The 16,971-nt window shown below is 67.9% G+C and carries 14 protein-coding genes; 4 read left to right on the top strand and 10 right to left on the bottom strand.

The annotated features are described in order from the left end of the window. Positions 1–20 precede the first annotated feature (20 nt). The 4 genes from ABTV68_RS06480 to ABTV68_RS06465 all read right to left on the bottom strand — a co-directional run bounded on the left by ABTV68_RS06480 (position 21) and on the right by ABTV68_RS06465 (position 4,293). Entirely contained in the window at positions 21–917 is an 897-nt protein-coding gene (locus ABTV68_RS06480) for a phosphodiesterase (RefSeq protein ID WP_433676793.1), read from the bottom strand. 115 nt (positions 918–1,032) lie between these two features. Further along, on the bottom strand, positions 1,033–1,374 hold the full coding sequence (locus tag ABTV68_RS06475; RefSeq protein ID WP_433676792.1) for a peptidase: 342 nt from the start codon (positions 1,372–1,374) through the stop codon (positions 1,033–1,035). Beyond that, positions 1,371–2,867, bottom strand: coding sequence for an anion permease (locus ABTV68_RS06470; protein ID WP_433676791.1), 1,497 nt, complete (start codon positions 2,865–2,867; stop codon positions 1,371–1,373). The genes ABTV68_RS06475 and ABTV68_RS06470 overlap by 4 nt, the downstream gene beginning before the upstream one ends. A 202-nt stretch (positions 2,868–3,069) precedes the next feature. Next, positions 3,070–4,293, bottom strand: a complete 1,224-nt coding sequence (locus tag ABTV68_RS06465; protein ID WP_433676790.1) for an OmpA family protein — start codon at positions 4,291–4,293, stop codon at positions 3,070–3,072. Positions 4,294–4,442: 149 nt separating this feature from the next. Between ABTV68_RS06465 and ABTV68_RS06460 the strand changes: the two genes are divergently transcribed. Continuing rightward, the gene (locus ABTV68_RS06460; protein ID WP_433676789.1) at positions 4,443–6,566 is read left to right on the top strand and encodes a S9 family peptidase; all 2,124 of its coding nucleotides are present in this window, start codon (positions 4,443–4,445) and stop codon (positions 6,564–6,566) included. A gap of 62 nt (positions 6,567–6,628) precedes the next feature. Next, positions 6,629–7,309: a DMP19 family protein gene (locus tag ABTV68_RS06455; protein WP_433676788.1), complete on the top strand. Its 681-nt coding sequence runs from the start codon at positions 6,629–6,631 to the stop codon at positions 7,307–7,309. 69 nt (positions 7,310–7,378) lie between these two features. Here ABTV68_RS06455 and ABTV68_RS06450 read toward each other — a convergent pair whose 3' ends face one another. Continuing rightward, the gene (locus ABTV68_RS06450; protein ID WP_433676787.1) at positions 7,379–8,407 is read right to left on the bottom strand and encodes an ATP-dependent 6-phosphofructokinase; all 1,029 of its coding nucleotides are present in this window, start codon (positions 8,405–8,407) and stop codon (positions 7,379–7,381) included. 244 nt (positions 8,408–8,651) lie between these two features. Next, entirely contained in the window at positions 8,652–10,796 is a 2,145-nt protein-coding gene (locus ABTV68_RS06445; protein WP_433676785.1) for a DEAD/DEAH box helicase, read from the bottom strand. A 363-nt stretch (positions 10,797–11,159) separates the two neighbouring features. Between ABTV68_RS06445 and ABTV68_RS06440 the strand changes: the two genes are divergently transcribed. Both ABTV68_RS06440 and ABTV68_RS06435 read left to right on the top strand, forming a co-directional pair. Continuing rightward, positions 11,160–11,618, top strand: coding sequence for a carboxymuconolactone decarboxylase family protein (locus tag ABTV68_RS06440; RefSeq protein WP_433676784.1), 459 nt, complete (start codon positions 11,160–11,162; stop codon positions 11,616–11,618). 49 nt (positions 11,619–11,667) lie between these two features. After that, positions 11,668–12,543: a sigma-70 family RNA polymerase sigma factor gene (locus ABTV68_RS06435; RefSeq protein ID WP_433676783.1), complete on the top strand. Its 876-nt coding sequence runs from the start codon at positions 11,668–11,670 to the stop codon at positions 12,541–12,543. Between the two features lie 53 nt (positions 12,544–12,596). On the opposite strand, the gene ABTV68_RS06430 is transcribed toward ABTV68_RS06435, so the two are convergent. The 4 genes from ABTV68_RS06430 to ABTV68_RS06415 all read right to left on the bottom strand — a co-directional run bounded on the left by ABTV68_RS06430 (position 12,597) and on the right by ABTV68_RS06415 (position 16,909). Then, positions 12,597–13,460, bottom strand: coding sequence for an aldehyde dehydrogenase family protein (locus tag ABTV68_RS06430; RefSeq protein WP_433676782.1), 864 nt, complete (start codon positions 13,458–13,460; stop codon positions 12,597–12,599). Further along, positions 13,457–14,899: an aldehyde dehydrogenase family protein gene (locus ABTV68_RS06425; protein ID WP_433676781.1), complete on the bottom strand. Its 1,443-nt coding sequence runs from the start codon at positions 14,897–14,899 to the stop codon at positions 13,457–13,459. Before ABTV68_RS06425 ends, ABTV68_RS06430 begins: the two co-directional genes overlap by 4 nt. Positions 14,900–14,966: 67 nt before the next feature. Next, positions 14,967–15,977 (bottom strand): deoxyribose-phosphate aldolase, encoded by a 1,011-nt coding sequence (gene deoC / locus ABTV68_RS06420; protein WP_433676780.1) that lies wholly within the window; start codon positions 15,975–15,977, stop codon positions 14,967–14,969. After that, on the bottom strand, positions 15,974–16,909 hold the full coding sequence (locus ABTV68_RS06415; RefSeq protein ID WP_433676779.1) for a sugar-binding transcriptional regulator: 936 nt from the start codon (positions 16,907–16,909) through the stop codon (positions 15,974–15,976). The genes deoC and ABTV68_RS06415 overlap by 4 nt, the downstream gene beginning before the upstream one ends. Positions 16,910–16,971: the final 62 nt, after the last annotated feature.

The raw sequence follows: 16,971 nt of genomic DNA, 5'->3' as shown, positions 1-16,971 counted from the left end.
CGCCGCCGAAATTCCGGTGATCAGCGCTTGCGACTGAAGTAATCCAGGCGTTCCTCGGCGCTCATCGCCGACACCTTCGCGTACCACTCGGGCGTGAAGGTGTCGGCGGTCTCCGCCGACGCGACGGGCACAACGGCGTGCGTGATGGTGTCGTCCCAGACGTGGACGAGGTGAAAGGACTGGCCGGCATCCATGCCGTTCACCCGGTCGTCGGGCAGTGCCAGGTCCATCGTGTAGCAGGTGGCCGATGCCACGCTCACCGGGATGCCCTGGAAGGTTCCGCTGGTGGAGTAGTGCAGGTGTCCCGCCAGGATCGCGCGCACATCACTTCCCGCGATCGCCGCGGCGAGTGCGGGCTGGTCGCGCAGCTCCAGGATGTCGAAGAACGGGATGTGGCTCGGCAGCGGCGGATGATGCAACGCCAGGATGGTGCCGAGTGGTGCGGGCGTTGCCAATTCCGCCTTGAGCCAGGCCAACTGAGCCGCATCCAGCTCACCGTGATGCCACCCGGGCACCGTGGAGTCGAGCGCGATGACACGGAGCCCACCGAGGTCGTGCACCGATGTGACGGGTTCCTGCGTGGCGGTCCGGTCCAGCAGATGCTCGCGCAGCGCGGGCCGCTCATCGTGATTTCCGGCGACCCAGATGAGGGCCGCACCGATGTCCTCGGCGACGGGCTCCAGCATGCCGCGCAGTCGACGATAGGACGCCGGCTCCCCCAGCTCGGTGAGATCCCCCGTGACGATGATCGCATCGGGGTGCGGCTGCATCGCGCGGATCCGTGCCAGCGTGAGTTCCAGGTTCGCCACCGTGTCGTATCGTCCGCCGAGACGGGCGCCGTCAAGCAGATGCGTGTCGCTGAGGTGCAGCAGCGTTCGACGTGCCGGGGCGTGCGCACCGAAGCGGAACTCGTTCATTCCCACAGTCTAGGAACCGCCGCGGACACGCGGGGTTCGGAAGCTGGACTCGCGGAGCCAGAAGGCATCACTGTGGACGCCCGGGGGCCAGTTCGGCGCAGGAGCGTGTGCCGGTTCAGCCGAAGAGCGCATTCTTGAACACGATCATCAGCACGCCGCCCAACAGCGCCGCACCGCACAGCGTGAAGCAGGCGTAGGCGCCGTAGAGCGCGATGCGCTTCTGCGAGAACGTCAGCGGGCTCTTGCGCGCGGCCTTGGCTGCGGCCTTCTGAGCGCGCTGCGCTTCCTTCTCCGAGATCACCGTGATCGCATCGGTGAACTCGGCGGGCCCCACGACGGGGGCACGACCGGCACGCACCAGGAGGCGCAGCCCGCACGCGTAAAACAGCACCACGACGGACGCGCCGATGAGGGCGCCGACGAAGACGTTGAGGAATGCGTCCCACTCGATGCTCATCGTCCCGACTCCTTCTTCTCGCGCGCCTGCGAATGGTCGGCGTTGGCCGCCTTCGCGTGAGCCTTGGCCTCGCGAGACTTCTCCGACTTGTCGCGGACGTCCTTCGCCTTCACCTTCGCGGCCGCCGCCTGCTCCTTGGCGGCCTTGGCCTTGCGCTCGGCCTTGCGCAGGCGCTGCTCGACCTCCTGCGCCCACTCCTCCGCCTCGACGGCACGACGCTCGGCGGCGCGCGCCTGACGCTCGACTTCGTCGATCTGGCGCTGTGCCTGAGCCTGCGCGCGCTCCTCGGCGCGGATGATCATGCGCTGCGTGCGCGTGGGCGGCGGGTTGTCCTCGACGGCGACCGCCACGCCGGACGCGGCGACATCGCTCATCGCGTTGCCGGCGTGCACCATGTTGCGGCGGGAGTAGAGGAAGAGACCGATGATCACCGCGAGTGCGATCACGGCGTCCACGAGCACGCCCCAGTGACCGAACGCCACCACGACGAGGGCCGCGAGCGCGCCGACGAGACCCGCGGCGGGCAGCGTCAGCAGCCAGCCGATCATGATCTTGCCCGCGGTGCCCCACCGCACCTTGGAGCCACGACGGCCGAGGCCCGAGCCGATGACCGAACCCGACGCCACCTGCGTGGTGGACAGCGCGAAACCGAACGCGGACGACGCGAGGATCGTGGCCGCGGTCGATGCCTCGGCGGAGAAACCCTGCGCCGGCTTGACGTCGGTGAGACCCTTGCCCAGGGTGCGGATGATGCGCCAGCCGCCGATGTACGTGCCCGCCGCGATCGTCAGAGCACACAGCAGGATCACCCAGAACTGCGGTTCGTGCTGCGACTGCCAGCCGACCGTGAGCAGCGCCAGCGTGATGACACCCATGGTCTTCTGCGCGTCGTTCGTACCGTGGGCGAGGGCGACCATGGAGCTGGTGACGATCTGACCCCAGCGGAAGCCGTCACGACCATCGGGCTTGCCGTCGTAGCGGCGGGTCACGCCGTAGGCGATCTTCGTGGCGACGAAGGCGATGATCGCCGCGGTGAAGGGTGCGATCAGGGCAGGGAGGATGATCTTCGACATCACGGCGCCGAAGTTGATCGCGGACATGTTCACGCCGACGATCGTGGCGCCGATGAGGCCGCCGAACAGGGCGTGCGAGGAGCTGGAGGGAAGGCCCAGCAACCAGGTGAGCATGTTCCAGGTGATCGCGCCGATCAGGGCGGCGAAGATCAGTGAGGGAAAGAGCGTATGGCTGTCGTCGGCTGCGAGGATGTCCGCCTCGTTGATGATGCCGCCGGAGATGGTCTTCGACACCTCGGTGGACAGGAACGCGCCCACCAGGTTCAGCACGGCAGCGAGGAGAACCGCGGTCTTCGGCTTCAGCGCACCCGTGGCGATGGGCGTCGCCATCGCGTTCGCGGTGTCGTGGAAGCCGTTCGTGAAGTCGAAGAACAGCGCCAGGAGAATGACCAGGACGACGATGAGGGCTGCGAGTTCCACCGGCCGCTTTCAGATGGATGTACGAGGAAGGGCGTCGACGTGATCGACCTGGTGAGCGAAGAGTTCACCTCGTTTTCGAGAACCGGCAACCGGCCATTCAGAATCCTACACGCGGCCCCCGTGGCACATGAAACGCAGCGGTGCCGCCGAGAGGACGATGCCTCCCTGCCGAAGCAGGCAGGCATCGTGGGGTGGGACGCACTCAGAACGCGGGAACGAAGATCTCCACGCGGCGGTTCAGCTGGCGACCCTCCGCGTTGTCCGCGCCGTTGATCTCGTTGGGGGCGACGGGTGCGCTCTCGCCGTACCCGACCGCGGTGAAGGACGTGGTGACGCCGCGCTCCTGCAGCGCGGCGACCACGGCCTGCGCCCGCTCGTCCGAAAGCGTGAGGTTGTACGCGTCGTCGCCGATCGCATCGGTGTGTCCGCCCACTTCGGCCGACGGCACGTTCAGCGTCGTCAGCGCGGTCGCCAGAGCATCCATGGTGGCCGCCGCATCGGTTCGGATATCGGAGCGGTCGAAGTCGAACAGCACACCGTCCTCGAGGGTGATCGTGGTGCCGCAGTACTCGATCGGCGCGAGCGCTCCCATCGACGGGAACATGCCCACGGGCGCCGCCTTCGCCAGCGGCTCCATGTCGATGGTGGCGCCGTCGAAGAGTCCCGAACCGTCTCCGTGGTTGACCACGGTGTGGTCCGCGTCGCTGTAGGAACCGGAGCCGTCGCCGTTGTTGACGATGGTGATGGTCTCGGTGGAGAACGATCCCGAGCCGTCACCATTGTTGACCAGCGTGGTGCCGAGGCTGGAATCAGACGACGAGCCGGACCCGTCACCGTTCACCACGACGGTGAGATTCGCGTCGCTGTAGGAACCCGAGCCGTCGCCGTTGCTAACAATGGTGACCTCGCCGCCGCTGAACGATCCGGAGCCGTCGCCGTTCACCACGCCCACGCCGTCGCCCACGGTGAAGGATCCGGAGCCGTCACCGTTGTTGACCGTCGTGCCACCGTCACCGGACACCGAGCCCGAACCGTCGCCGTTGAGCACCATGACGCCGTCCGCGGTAGCGCGGGCAACGGCATCGCCACAGGCCGCCGGAGTGATGCGAATACCGGGCACCTGCGGGAGATCGGAGGCGAAGGAGGTGGCGACTCCGGCGAGCGCCGCATCCGCCATAGCGATGGGGGGAATCACCAGGGCGGGGATGGGAGGGATCTCGCCGGGGGCGTATCCGCTGATGGCTGCCGCGGCGTCGGCGGTCGCGGAGGCGCTCGGCGATGGCGCGGTCGTGGCCGTCTTGTCGGCGCTGGACGAGGTGGCACTCGCGGGTGGCTGGACCTCAGCGGCGCATGCGGCCAGAGGAAGGGTGAGAGACGTGGCGAGGAGCAGCGCACCCCAGGCGCGTGCCGTTCGTTCTGCGTTCATGTTTCGACCCTACGGGTGTCGGGTGAACCGTCGGTGGCACGCGTGTCGCGAACATGTCGCAGGTCTGCGACAACGCTGACGGCGAAAGATCCGCCTCCGCTCCCCCAGCACATCGGCGCCCTGTCGGTGGGGCGCGATAGCGTGGAGGGGTGACCGAGATTCAGGCTCCCCGGGCCGAGCAGCGCCCGATCGACCGCGTCCATCACGGCGACACGTTCGCCGATCCGTATGAGTGGCTGCGGGCCAAAGAAGATCCCGAGGTCATCGCGCACCTGGAGGCCGAGAACGCGTACACCGACGCACGCACAGAACATCTCGCGCCGCTTCGCCAGCGCATCTTCGACGAGGTGAAGGCGCGCACGCTGGAGACCGATCTCTCCGTCCCCAACCGGCGCGGCAACTGGTGGTACTACGGCCGAACGATCGAGGGCAAGCAGTACGGCGTGCAGTGCCGCGCACCGCTGGCTTCGCCTGACGACTGGACTCCCCCGCAGCTCACCGCGGACGAGCCGGTCGAGGGCGAAGAGGTGCTGTTCGACGGCAACGTCGAGGCCGAAGGGCACGAGTTCTTCTCGGTCGGAAGCATGGACATCTCGCGCGACGGCACCCACATGCTGTGGGGCATCGACGTCGAGGGCGACGAGCGCTACACCATCCGGGTCCGCAATCTGGTGGACGGCGTCACGTACGACGACGTGATCGAGGGCACGGCCGGCGGTGCCGAGTTCGTCCCGGACGGCACGGGCTTCATCTACACGACGGTCGACGACGCGTGGCGACCCGACACCGTGTGGCTGCACCGCATCGGCACCTCGCCCACCGATGACATCCAGCTCTTCCACGAGGACGACGAGCGGTTCTGGGTGGGCGCCGGGTTCACGCGCAGCGACGCCTACCTCGTCATCGAGAAGGGCTCATCCATCACCAGCGAGGTGGCTCTCGTTCCCGCCGCCGACCTGACGGCCCCGCCCGCCGTGGTGTGGCCCGCGGTCGAGGGCGTCGAGTACGGCGTCGACCACGCCGTGATCGACGGTGAGGACGTTCTCTTCATCACCCACAACGCCGGCGCGCTCGACTTCGAGCTCATCCGCGTGCCCGCGGCCGATCCGCGTGGTGAGCAGACGGCGATCCTTCCCCACGAGCCGGGTCGCCGCGTGCTGGGAATCGAGTGCTTCCGCGACTTCGCGGTGGTCGAGTACCGCCGCGAAGGCCTGGTCCGCGTGGGGCGACTGGACTACGCCACCGGCACGATCGACGAGCTGTCCTTCGACGAGCCGCTGTACAGCGTGGGCGTCTCGGGCAACTCGGAGTGGGCACCGCCGCAGGTGCGGCTCGGATACGGCTCGTTCGTGACGCCGTCGAGCGTGTACGACTGGGAGGTCGCCACCGGCGAGCTGCACCTGCGCAAGCAGCAGCCGGTGCTCGGCGACTACGACCCCGCCGACTACGAGCAGGCACGCGTCTGGGCCACCGCCGACGACGGCACGCAGATCCCGGTCTCTCTGGTCTGGCGTCGCTCGTACGGTCCGGTGGGCGCGGGCGCGCCCGCGCGCCCGCTGCACCTGTACGGCTACGGATCGTACGAGCACTCGATCGATCCCGGGTTCTCCTCGATGCGACTGTCCGCGCTCGACCGCGGCGTGATCTTCGCCGTGGCTCACGTGCGCGGCGGCGGCGAGATGGGTCGCGCCTGGTACGAAGACGGCAAGATCCGCAACAAGAAGAACAGCTTCTCGGACTTCGTGGCGGTCGGCCGTCACCTCGTCGCCGAGGGCTACACGACCCCCGAGCGCATGGTCGCCGAGGGCGGGTCCGCGGGTGGCCTGCTGATGGGCGCCGTCGCCAACCTCGCTCCGGAACTCTTCGCGGGAATCCTCGCGTCCGTGCCGTTCGTCGATGCCCTGACGTCGATCCTCGACCCGTCGCTGCCGCTCACCGTCATCGAGTGGGACGAGTGGGGCAACCCGCTCGCGGACGCGGAGGTGTACGAGTACATGAAGTCGTACACCCCCTACGAGAACGTTCGTGAGGACGTCCGCTACCCGCGGATCCTCGCTGTCACCTCGCTGAACGACACGCGCGTGCTCTACGTCGAGCCGGCCAAGTGGGTCGCCCGCCTGCGAGATGTCGGTGCCGATGCGCTGCTGAAGTGCGAGATGGTCGCGGGCCACGGCGGCGTCACGGGTCGGTACAACTCGTGGCACGAGCGCGCTTACGAACTGGCCTGGCTGTTCGAGGTGCTCGGTGTGGCGGAGATCGAGCCAGCCGCCTGAGTTCGGCGAAGCACCGGGGCCGGGAGGATCACCTCCCGGCCCCGGTGCTGCACTATGGTTCTGTGACCCCGCACTCCGCCGATCACGTCCGCGCCCGCGTCGTGGACGTCCGTTTCGATCCCCAGCGCGTGCTCCTCGAGCTCGATGATGGACGAACCCTCAGCGCACCGCTGTCCTGGGCTTCGCGCGCGGCACAGCTGCCGGAGTCGCAGCAACGACGCTGGGTGCTCGTCGATCATGGCCGTGGGGTGAACTGGCCGGCACTGGGCCAGGAGAATCCCGAGGGCGCGCTGTCACTGTGGACCATCGAGCAGGACAGGCTGTACGAGGGCGCGCTCGCGGTTCTCCAGCAGGCCGACTGGGACTCCGGCGCCCTCAGCGCCCGCGACCGCGAGCTTGTGGCGCTGTGGCGTCTGGAGGCAGACGTCTACAACGGCGGCTTCCTGCAGTTCCTCGGCAACTGGGGCCAGCAGGATCTCGCGATCGCCCGCGACGCCGTCCAGCTGATCGGCGCCGAGCGCACGCACACCGCCCTCATCGCGCTGCAGGAACTGCTGGATCCGGTCATTGAGCGCGACGACGTCTCAACGATCGACGATGTCTACCGGCTGATCGCCGCCGCAGCACCGACCGACAGCGCGGCCCGCTTCGACGAGCTGGAGACGGAGCTCACCGAGGCGATGGAACAGGAGCTCATGCGGTGCGTCGTGTCCGCGTATGGTCCCGCACCCTCGGATGTGTGAGCGCGGCGCCATCCGAGAACAGCGAAAAGGCCGGATCGCGATGCCTTGCGATCCGGCCTTTCGTGACTCTCAGCCGAAGAGGGCCGCAGCCTCCTCGTAGCGGTACTGCGGCACGGTGTTCAGCTCGCCGAGCGCATCGGCGAACGGGACGCGCACGATATCGGTGCCCTGCAGTGCCACCATCTGCCCCCACGCGCCGTCGACGATCGCGTCGGCCGCATGCAGGCCCAGACGCGTCGCGAGCACGCGATCAAAGGCGCTGGGCGCACCGCCGCGCTGGATGTGGCCGAGGATGGTGGCGCGGGTCTCAATGCCCGTGATGCGCTCGATCTCGGGCGCGAGCAGGTCGCCGATGCCACCGAGACGAGGACGGTTGAACGCGTCGAGGCCCTTGTCGCTGTAGGCCTCGTCCATTCCCTTGAGAGTGAAGCCCTCCGACACCACCACGAGCGGCGCGCGCCCACGATCGTGGGCGGAGGTGACCAGCGCCGCGATCTCATCGAGCGTCATCGGGTGTTCCGGGATGAGGATGGCGTGCGCGCCAGCAGCCATGCCGGCGTGGAGTGCGATCCACCCGACGTGGCGGCCCATGACCTCGGCCACCATGCAACGCTGGTGCGAGTCACCGGTGGTGCGCAGGCGATCCATCGCGTCCGTGGCGATGTTGACGGCCGTGTCGAACCCGAACGAGTAGTCCGTGGCCTGCAGGTCGTTGTCGATGGTCTTCGGCACGCCGATCACCTTGATGCCGTCCTTGGACAGACGGTCGGCCGCGGCCAGCGTCCCCTCGCCGCCGATCGCGATGATGCCGTCGATCTTGTGGCCGTAGAGCGTCTTGGCGATGTTCTCCGCACCGCCACGATCGCCCTCGTACGGGTTTGTGCGGCTGGTGCCGAGGATCGTTCCGCCGGTCTTGGACAGCCCCTTCACCTCATGACGGGTGAGCGGCATGAAGTCCCCCTCGACCACGCCACGCCAGCCGTCACGGATGCCCACGAACTCGAGGTCGTAGGTCGTGGTGCCCTTGAGCACGATGCCGCGGATCACGGCGTTCAGTCCGGGGCAGTCGCCGCCGCTGGTGAGGATACCGATCTTCATGAATGCTGCCTTCGCGCGTTGAAAGAGGAGGGGAACGAGGCGACGGTGCCTGCATCGAATCTAGCGGTCCCCGACCCTCGAGCGCCATTCAGAGCGATGAGAATGGATGTTCTTGACACAAATTCCAGGGACTTTCGCCTTCGCAACAGCTTTCGCGCTTTGAACGCGTCAAGAACAGGAATTCCTTCCAGCAACGACACAGCCCCCGCACACGAGGTACGGGGGCTGTGTCGTTGTCAGCGAATCAGGCGCCGAGGGCCTCGCGCAGCAGGTGCATGAGGGCCGCCAGCTGCACGGAGTCCTGCGAGCCCGGCTCGACCGAGACGCCGTCGAGCGCGCGCAGCGAGAGCCCCTGCTTCTGGTCGATGAGCTCGGCGATCTTCGAGTCCAGGGTGTGAGCTGCGATGATCCGCCATGCCGTGACCGGCTCGTCCTGACCGATGCGGTGCACGCGGTCGATGGCCTGGGTCTGCTCGGCGGCCGTCCAGCTCAGCTCGGCCAGCACCACGTTCGACGCCGCCTGCAGGTTGACGCCCACGCCGGCGGCGGTGAGCGAACACACGGCGATGGCGACGGCCGGGTCGTTGTTGAAGGCGTCGATCGCCTCCTGTCGTGCCGTGGACGTCTGATCGCCCCGGATCGAGACCGCCTGCAGCCCGTTCGCCGCGAACAGTGCCTCGGCCTGGTTCATGACGTCGATGTGCTTGGCGAAGAACACCACCTTGCCCACCGAGCGCTGCAGCTGCACCGCGTAGTCGGCCGCGAGGCCCGCCTTCGCCTGACCGATCCGGCGCACCATCGTGAACACGTTGTCGCCACCGGCATCGGCGTTCTTGGCGTCGTCGAACTCGTGCTGGGCGACCAGACGCACGATGTCCTCGTCGATCCCGTCCGTGACCCGCCCGCGCGCCTCGATGATGCGACGGTACTTGGCTGCCATGCGCTCGCCCAGCTCGCGCTCTGCCTGACGGATGGAGCGACCGAACTCGTCGTCCAGCTGCACGGGCATGTCGGCGATCAGCTTGTCAGGAAGGTCGGCGGCCACGTCCTTCTTCTTGCGCCGCACGATGCCCATCGAGATGACAGCGTCACGGGCCTCGGGGTAGAACGCCTTGTCCGCCGGGGTCAGGCCCGTCGCGTCCAGCTTCTCGGCCAGCACCGGCCCCGGACGCTCGCCGTTGGTCCAGCCCAGGAAGCGCCAGATTGCGTCGAAGTCCTCGACATCGTTGATCAGCGGCGTACCGGTGAGCGCCATGAGCAGCGGTTTGCCGCCCGGGGTGGTCTCCCGGACGCGGGAAGCGAGGGCGAGCACGTTCTGCGAGCGCTGCGAGCTCAGGTTCTTGATGAAGTGCGCCTCGTCGACCACTAAGCCGCGCAGACCCACCTTGCTCAGCCACTCCAGGTGACGGTCGAGGATCTCGTAGTTCACGATGAACACGTCCGCGAAGGCATCGATGTTCTCGCCATCGCCCTGGATTACCGTGGCGCGACGCTGCGGTGTCCAGCGCTCCACCTCACGCGCCCAGTTCATCTTCACGACGTTCGGCACCACGACCAGCAGCGGGTAGGCGCCGGCAACCGAGGCGGCCAACACGGACTGCGCGGTCTTGCCCAGCCCTGGTTCGTCGGCGAGCAGGAAGCTGCGCTTGCCCGTGCGGACGGCCTCGATGAAGCGCATCTGGTGCGGCATCACCTCGAGCCCCTTGGGGGAGATGTGATCGAACTCGGGAACCGGAGGCAGTTCCATCGACGCGGCACCGCCACCGGCACCGGTCTCGAACGCCTTGTACAGCGGGCCCATCAGGTCCCAGCCGTCCAGGCGACGACGCGGCGTCTCCTTGGGGATGACCACCGAGGTGTCGGGGGCGAGGAAGGGATTGGATTCCAGACGCGACTCGACCATGGGCGGCGTCACCTGACGCTCCGCGATGGCGGCGGAGACCACGGGGGTGGCGGCAACCGGCACCACGTCTGTGATGATCAGCTCGTCCGGGGCGAGTTCGGCACCCGACTCGAGCAGCCAGTCACGACGCATGCGCTTGGCGACCGGGCTGGTGGCCTGGTCCGCCTCCAGCAGCGGGATGATCGAGGTGTCACGAGCCGCGGTCTTCGCGAGGATCTGCGCCACGCCCTCGAGGCGCTTGAGCAGTTCGGCGCGTGCGGAGTCGGTGAGATCCGGGTCGGCCTTCACCCGAGTGCGCTCTTCGCGCACCAGAAAAGCGATGACCTGAAACTTGACGCGGTTGGTCGGGCCGAGTTTGCCCTTCTGCGCCTTGGCCTCCACCTCACGCACCTTGCGGGCGAGGATGGGGATGATCGGGGCCTCGTCATCGCGGCGGGAAGACGAGGACTTCCTGCGCCGTGATGCGGCGGTTGCCGTGGTCGGCATGCTCCTCCTGAGCGAACGTCCGGGATTCCTCCCGGGGGGCCGGCATGCACCGGTGCGATATCACGGATGCTCTCGCTGCCCGGACCGCAGAATCCGCTTCAGCGGCCAGCGACTCGGGGCGGAAGCGCCCATGCCTGTATTTTACCGCATCGCTCCGCTCCCCCGCCATCACCGCGACGCGCGAGTCGATGTCACACCCCAGCGCGCCCAAACGACACCCCTTCTGACACCACCGTCAACACTGACCCCCATCTCCCGCGAGACTTCCGTCTGTGGGCGACAATCCTCGCAACGCGGCGATTCTCGCCCACATACGGAAGTCTCGGGGGTCATGGGGTCACCTTGAGAGAAGCAGGACGAGAGATGACTCGCATCGACATCAACAAGACCAACCGCCTCGGCTACACCGCCGTCATCGGGATGGAGGCTTACGCACGCACGAACGTGGACAAGCGTCTGTTCGAGCTGCTGAAGATTCGCGCCTCCGTCATTAACGGATGCACGTTCTGCGTGGACATGCACATGACCGACGGACTGAAGGCCGGGATCCCGCAGCGCGTGCTCACCGCGGCAGCGGCGTGGGAGCACGCCGGCAGCCTGCTCCATGAACGGGAGAAGGCCGTGCTCGCGCTCACCGATTCCATCACCCGCCTCGGCCAGGACGCTGTCGACGACGCAGTCTGGAATCGCGCCGCGGCGTTCTTCGACGAGGCTGAGCTCGGTGCTCTGGTGCTGGCGATCGCTACCATCAACGTGTGGAACCGCATCGCGATCGCCACTCGGATGACGCCGCCGGTGGACGCCGCTCATCCGGTGGCGTGAGGACTCGGCTGCGCGACTGTTCCCAGACACTCCCCTGCAAGGAGCACGGATGACGATCCTCTCCCCCGCCGCGACGGCGTGGCAGCACGAGCGCGGACGTCTCCTCGGCATCGCGTATCGCATGCTCGGCGACTTCGCCGAAGCGGAGGACGTGGTCTCCGAGGTGGCGGAGCTCGCGGTTCAGGTCGAGCAGAGTGCGTCGGAGATCCGCTCCTGGCCCGCCTGGTTGACCACGGTCTGCGTGCGGCGCTCCATCGATCGCGTCCGGTCTATCGCGGCGCGACGTGAGAGCTATCCCGGTCCGTGGCTGCCGGAACCGGTGGCCACGGACCGACTCCCGGACGACGTCGTCGCCACGCGCGAGATGCTCTCGATCGCATTGCTCCACCTCGCCGAGCAGCTCCCGCCCCGTCAGCGTGCCGCTATCGTGCTTCATCGCGCATTCGCCATGTCTGCACCGGAGATCGCGGAGATCCTCGAGACCACGCCCGCGGCCGTCCGCCAGCTCATCTCGCGCGGTGAACGACGGCTGGACATCCGCCCCGATGAGCCCGTATCCGCTCGCGCGGACCCCGCGGCCCTGGACCGGCTCATCGCCGCTGTCGAGTCGGGAGACATCGCCGTCGTCACCTCGATGCTGGAGGACGACGCCATCCTCTGGACCGACGGTGGCGGCGTGGTCAGCGCGGCCCTGAACCCGATCTTCGGAGCCGCCGCCATCGCGCGCTTCGTGATCGGCGTGTTCGAGAAGGCGCGACGCGCCGACGACGAGATCGTCGTCGGGACGCTTCACGTCAACGGCGAGCCGGCCATCGACTTCCGCCGACGCGTCCGCCGCGATGTCGTGACCCTCACGTTCGGTCCGACCGGACGCATCGCCGCGATTCGGCAGGTCGCCAATCCCGACAAGCACACGCGGCTCTGACAAACGACAGCGGCCGCCTCCCGGTGTGGGAGAGCCGGCCGGTCGTCACATAGTCAGATCATCGACTTCGTGTGCCAGACGGTCTTCGTCTCGGTGAACGCGGTGATGCGCTGCAACGACGGCGCCGCAGCGTCCGCGCCGTCCTCTGGCGTGAGCACGCGCTTCAGCGTGCCCGCCGCAGACTGCTGCAGCGAGATCCAGTCGAGCGCGCCGGCACCCACCAGGTCGAGCGCATTGACGTCGTCATGCGATGCGAGCCAGGGCGCCGTCTCCGCCGGCGATCCGGTGAGCACATTCACCACGCCCGCGGGAACATCGCTGGTGGCGAGCACCTCCGCGAAAGAGATCGACGACAGCGGGAACGCCTCGCTCGCGATGACCACGACGGCGTTGCCGGCCACGAGCGCCGGAGCGATCGCGGAGACGAGGCCCAGCAGGGCGTTGTCCTGTGGAGCGACGATCGCCACGACGCCGGTGGGCTCCGGAACCGAGATGTTGAAGTACGGCCCGGCTACCGGGTTGGCGGCACCGGAGACCTGGGAGAACTTGTCGCACCAGCCGGCGTACCAGACCCAGCGATCGATCGCCTCGTCCACCTGCGCCCCGGCGACCGCCGTTGACACACCCTGCTGCGCCGAGATCTCCTCGACGAACTGGGCACGCCGCCCCTCCAGCACCTCGGCGATGCGGTACAGCACCTGGCCGCGGTTGTAGGCGGTCGCGCCCGACCAGCCCTTCACGGCAGCCCGCGCGGCCTTCACCGCATCACGGGCATCCTTTCGCGACGCCTTCGCTGCGTTGGCGAGAAACTCCCCCGACGGAGAGCTGACGGCATAGGTGCGACCGGATTCGCTGCGCGGGAACGCGCCACCGATGGCCAGCTTGTACGTCTTCGGCACGGTCAGTCGCTTGCTCACGCCGCTCCACCCTTCAGGTAGGCGAGAAGGCCGTGACGGCCGCCCTCGCGTCCGTAGCCGGACTCCTTGTAGCCGCCGAACGGGCTCGACGGATCGAACTTGTTGAACGTGTTGGCCCACACGACGCCGGCGCGCAGACGGTCGGCAACCGCGAGGATCCGCGAGCCCTTGTCGCTCCAGATGCCGGCCGACAGACCGTAGGGCGTGTTGTTCGCCTTCTCGATCGCCTCAGCGGGCGTGCGGAAGGTGAGCACCGACAGCACCGGACCGAACACCTCCTCGCGGGCGATGCGGTGGCTGGCCTGCACGTTGGTGAAGATCGTCGGTGCGAACCAGAACCCGTTGTCGGGGATGTCGCAGTCGGCGCTCCAGCGCTCGGCACCCTCGGCCTCGCCGATGTCGCTCAGGGCACGGATGCGCTCCAGCTGGGCGGCCGAGTTGATCGCGCCGATGTCGGTGTTCTTGTCCAGCGGGTCGCCGAGGCGGAACGTCGACAGCCGCGACTTCAGTCGATCGACGAAGTCCTCCGCGATCGACTCCTGCACCAGGAGACGGCTGCCTGCGCAGCAGACGTGACCCTGGTTGAAGAAGATGCCGTTGACGACACCCTCCACGGCCTGGTCGATCGGGGCGTCGTCGAACACGATGTTCGCCGCCTTGCCGCCGAGCTCCAGCGTCAGGCTCTTGCCGGTTCCGGCGACGGACTGCGCGATCGATCGGCCGACAGCGGTGGATCCGGTGAAGGCCACCTTGTTGATGTCGGGGTGGTTCACCACGGCGGAGCCGGTGGCCCCCGCGCCGGTGACGATGTTCAGCACGCCGGCAGGCAGGCCCGCCTGCTGGACGATCTCCGCGAACAGCAGCGCCGTGAGCGACGTGGTCTCGGCGGGCTTGAGCACGACGGTGTTTCCTGCGGCGAGCGCCGGAGCGACCTTCCACGCGAGCATCAGCAGCGGGAAGTTCCAGGGGATGACCTGACCGGCGACGCCGAGGGCGCGCGGGTTCGCGCCGAGCCCGGCGTAGTCGAGCTTGTCCGCCCAGCCCGCGTAGTAGAAGAACCACGCGGCCACGAGCGGTACATCGACGTCGCGACTCTCCTTGATGGGCTTGCCGTTGTCGAGGGACTCAGCCACCGCCAGTTCGCGGGCGCGCTCCTGAATGAGGCGGGCGATGCGGAACAGGTACTTCCCGCGGTCGCGTCCGCTCATCTTCGACCACACGCGGTCGTATGCGCGGCGGGCAGCGACGACAGCGCGGTCGACGTCGCTCTCGTCAGCGGTCGAGATCATCGCGATCGTCGTCTCGTCCGCCGGGTTGATGGTGCGGAACGAGGCACCGTTGCCGCCGACGAACTCGCCGTCGATGAAGAGGCCGTACTCGTCCTTCAGGTTCAGGATCGCGCGGGATTCCGGCGCGTCAGCGTACTCGAGAAAGCTCATCGTGCTTCGTCCTTCAGATCCGGGCTCGCATCCGCGCGGGATGCGACATAGTCGGGGGAACTCATCGTCAGTCGATGGTCACGTAGTCGGGGCCGGAGTAGTGTCCGGTGGTCATCTTCTGGCGCTGCAGCAGCACGTCGTTCAGCAGGCTCGATGCCCCGAAGCGGAACAGGTGCGGCTGGAGCCACTCCTCGCCGACGGTCTCGGCGACCGTCACGACGTACTTGATCGCGTCCTTGGAAGTGCGAATACCGCCCGCGGGCTTCACGCCGATCTTCTCGCCGGTGAGCCGGTGCCAGTCGCGGACGACCTCCAGCATCAGCAGGGTCACGGGAAGCGTCGCCGCCGGGGTCACCTTGCCGGTCGACGTCTTGATGAAGTCGCCGCCCGCGAGAATCGCGAGCCACGAGGCGCGCTTGATGTTGTCGTAGGTGTTGAGCTCGCCCGTCTCCAGGATCACCTTGAGTGAGGCAGAGCTTCCATCCGGACGTCGGCAGGCCTCCTTCACCTGGACGATCTGCTCGAACACCACCGAGTAGCGACCCGACAGGAACGCCCCGCGGTCGATGACCATGTCGATCTCGTCCGCGCCCGCCGCAACGGCCTCGCGGGTGTCGGCCAGCTTGATCGCAAGGGAGGAGCGTCCGGACGGGAAGGCCGTGGCCACGGCGGCGACCGAGATGAGTCCGTCGTCGGGGTCGCCGTGCAGCGCTCCGAGGGCGTCGACGGCGTACGGGACCATGTCGCCGTAGACGCAGACGGCGGCGACGCGCGGGCAGCTCGGGTCGGACGCGTCGGGGTGCACGGCCTTCGCGACGAGCGAGCGCACCTTGCCCGGGGTGTCCGCACCCTCGAGCGTGGTGAGGTCGATGAGCTCGATCACCCGATCCAGGGCCCACTTCTTCGACGTGGTCTTGATCGAGCGCGTGCCGAGGTCGGCGGCGCGCTGCTCGAGACCGACGGCGTCCACACCGGGCAAGCCGTGCAGGAAGCGGGCGAGGGTGCGGTCGTCGGGCTCACCGCCGATCATCTCGCGCGCTCGTACGGCGCGCTCTGCGGTGTCCGCCACAGCGGTCATTCGTCCTCCAGCAGGTCTCGGGCGGTGCCCTCGTCGGTGATCAGGATGGAACACAGTCCGTTCACGACCACCGCGCGGGCGATGTCGTGCTTGTCCTCGCCCGCCACCACGAAGATCGCGGTCTTGGCGGCACGGAGGGTGCTCAGTTCGACGCCGACGGTGCGGCCGTCCAGTTCGGGGTCCACGATGTTGCCGTTGGCGTCGACGTAACGGCCAAGGACGTCGCCCACGGCGCCCTTCATGGCCAGCTCCTCCAGGTCGCTCGCGCGCAGGTATCCGGAGTCCACGAGGGCGGAGTTCTTGTCGCCGAGCCCGGCGCTGTAGAGGTAGGCGTCGGCGCGCTGCGCGAGATCGAGCACGGCCGCGACGGTGCGGTCGGACGCGATGGCGTCCTTCGTCTCGCGACGCTCGAGCACGGCCGGGGATGGCAGCAGCACGACCTGTCCTCGGCCGCGGTTGGCGATCGTCGAGGCGAGGGTCGCCGCCGTGGAGGCGCGACGATTCAGGCTCACTCCACCGTTGATCTGCACGACGGTGACGCCGGTGGCCCAGCCATCGGGCAGTTTGTCCGCCACCTCGGTGAGGGTGTGTCCCCAGCTCACGCCGAGGGTCTTCGGGACGGGACGCAGCGCCGTGAGGAAGTCGGCCGCCGCCTGGGTCACCACGGAGGTGACAGAGCCGTTCTCGTCCGGAACGGGGACGACGATCGCGTCGTTCAGACCGAAGCGAGCGCACAGCTCGCGTTCGAGCGCGAGGCGACGAGCGCGCGGGTGGACGATCTCGATACGCACGATGCCGCGCTCGCGCGCCTGCGTGAGCAGCCGGCCCGCCTTCCATCGGGAGATCCCGAGGAGCGCGCCGATCTCGTCCTGCGTCTTGTTCTCCTCGTAATAGAGTTCCGCGACGCGGACCGCGAGCAGTTCGTCATCCACCCCTCGACGGTACCGCCGCTCACCGCACCTGACAACATCTGAGCCGCCTCGTGCTCATATGA

This window comes from Microbacterium gorillae (genome assembly GCF_050990725.1).
GTDB classification, from domain to species: domain Bacteria; phylum Actinomycetota; class Actinomycetes; order Actinomycetales; family Microbacteriaceae; genus Microbacterium; species Microbacterium gorillae_A.
Note: the sequence above shows the minus strand (reverse complement) of the source record. Positions and strands in the feature narration are given on the sequence as shown.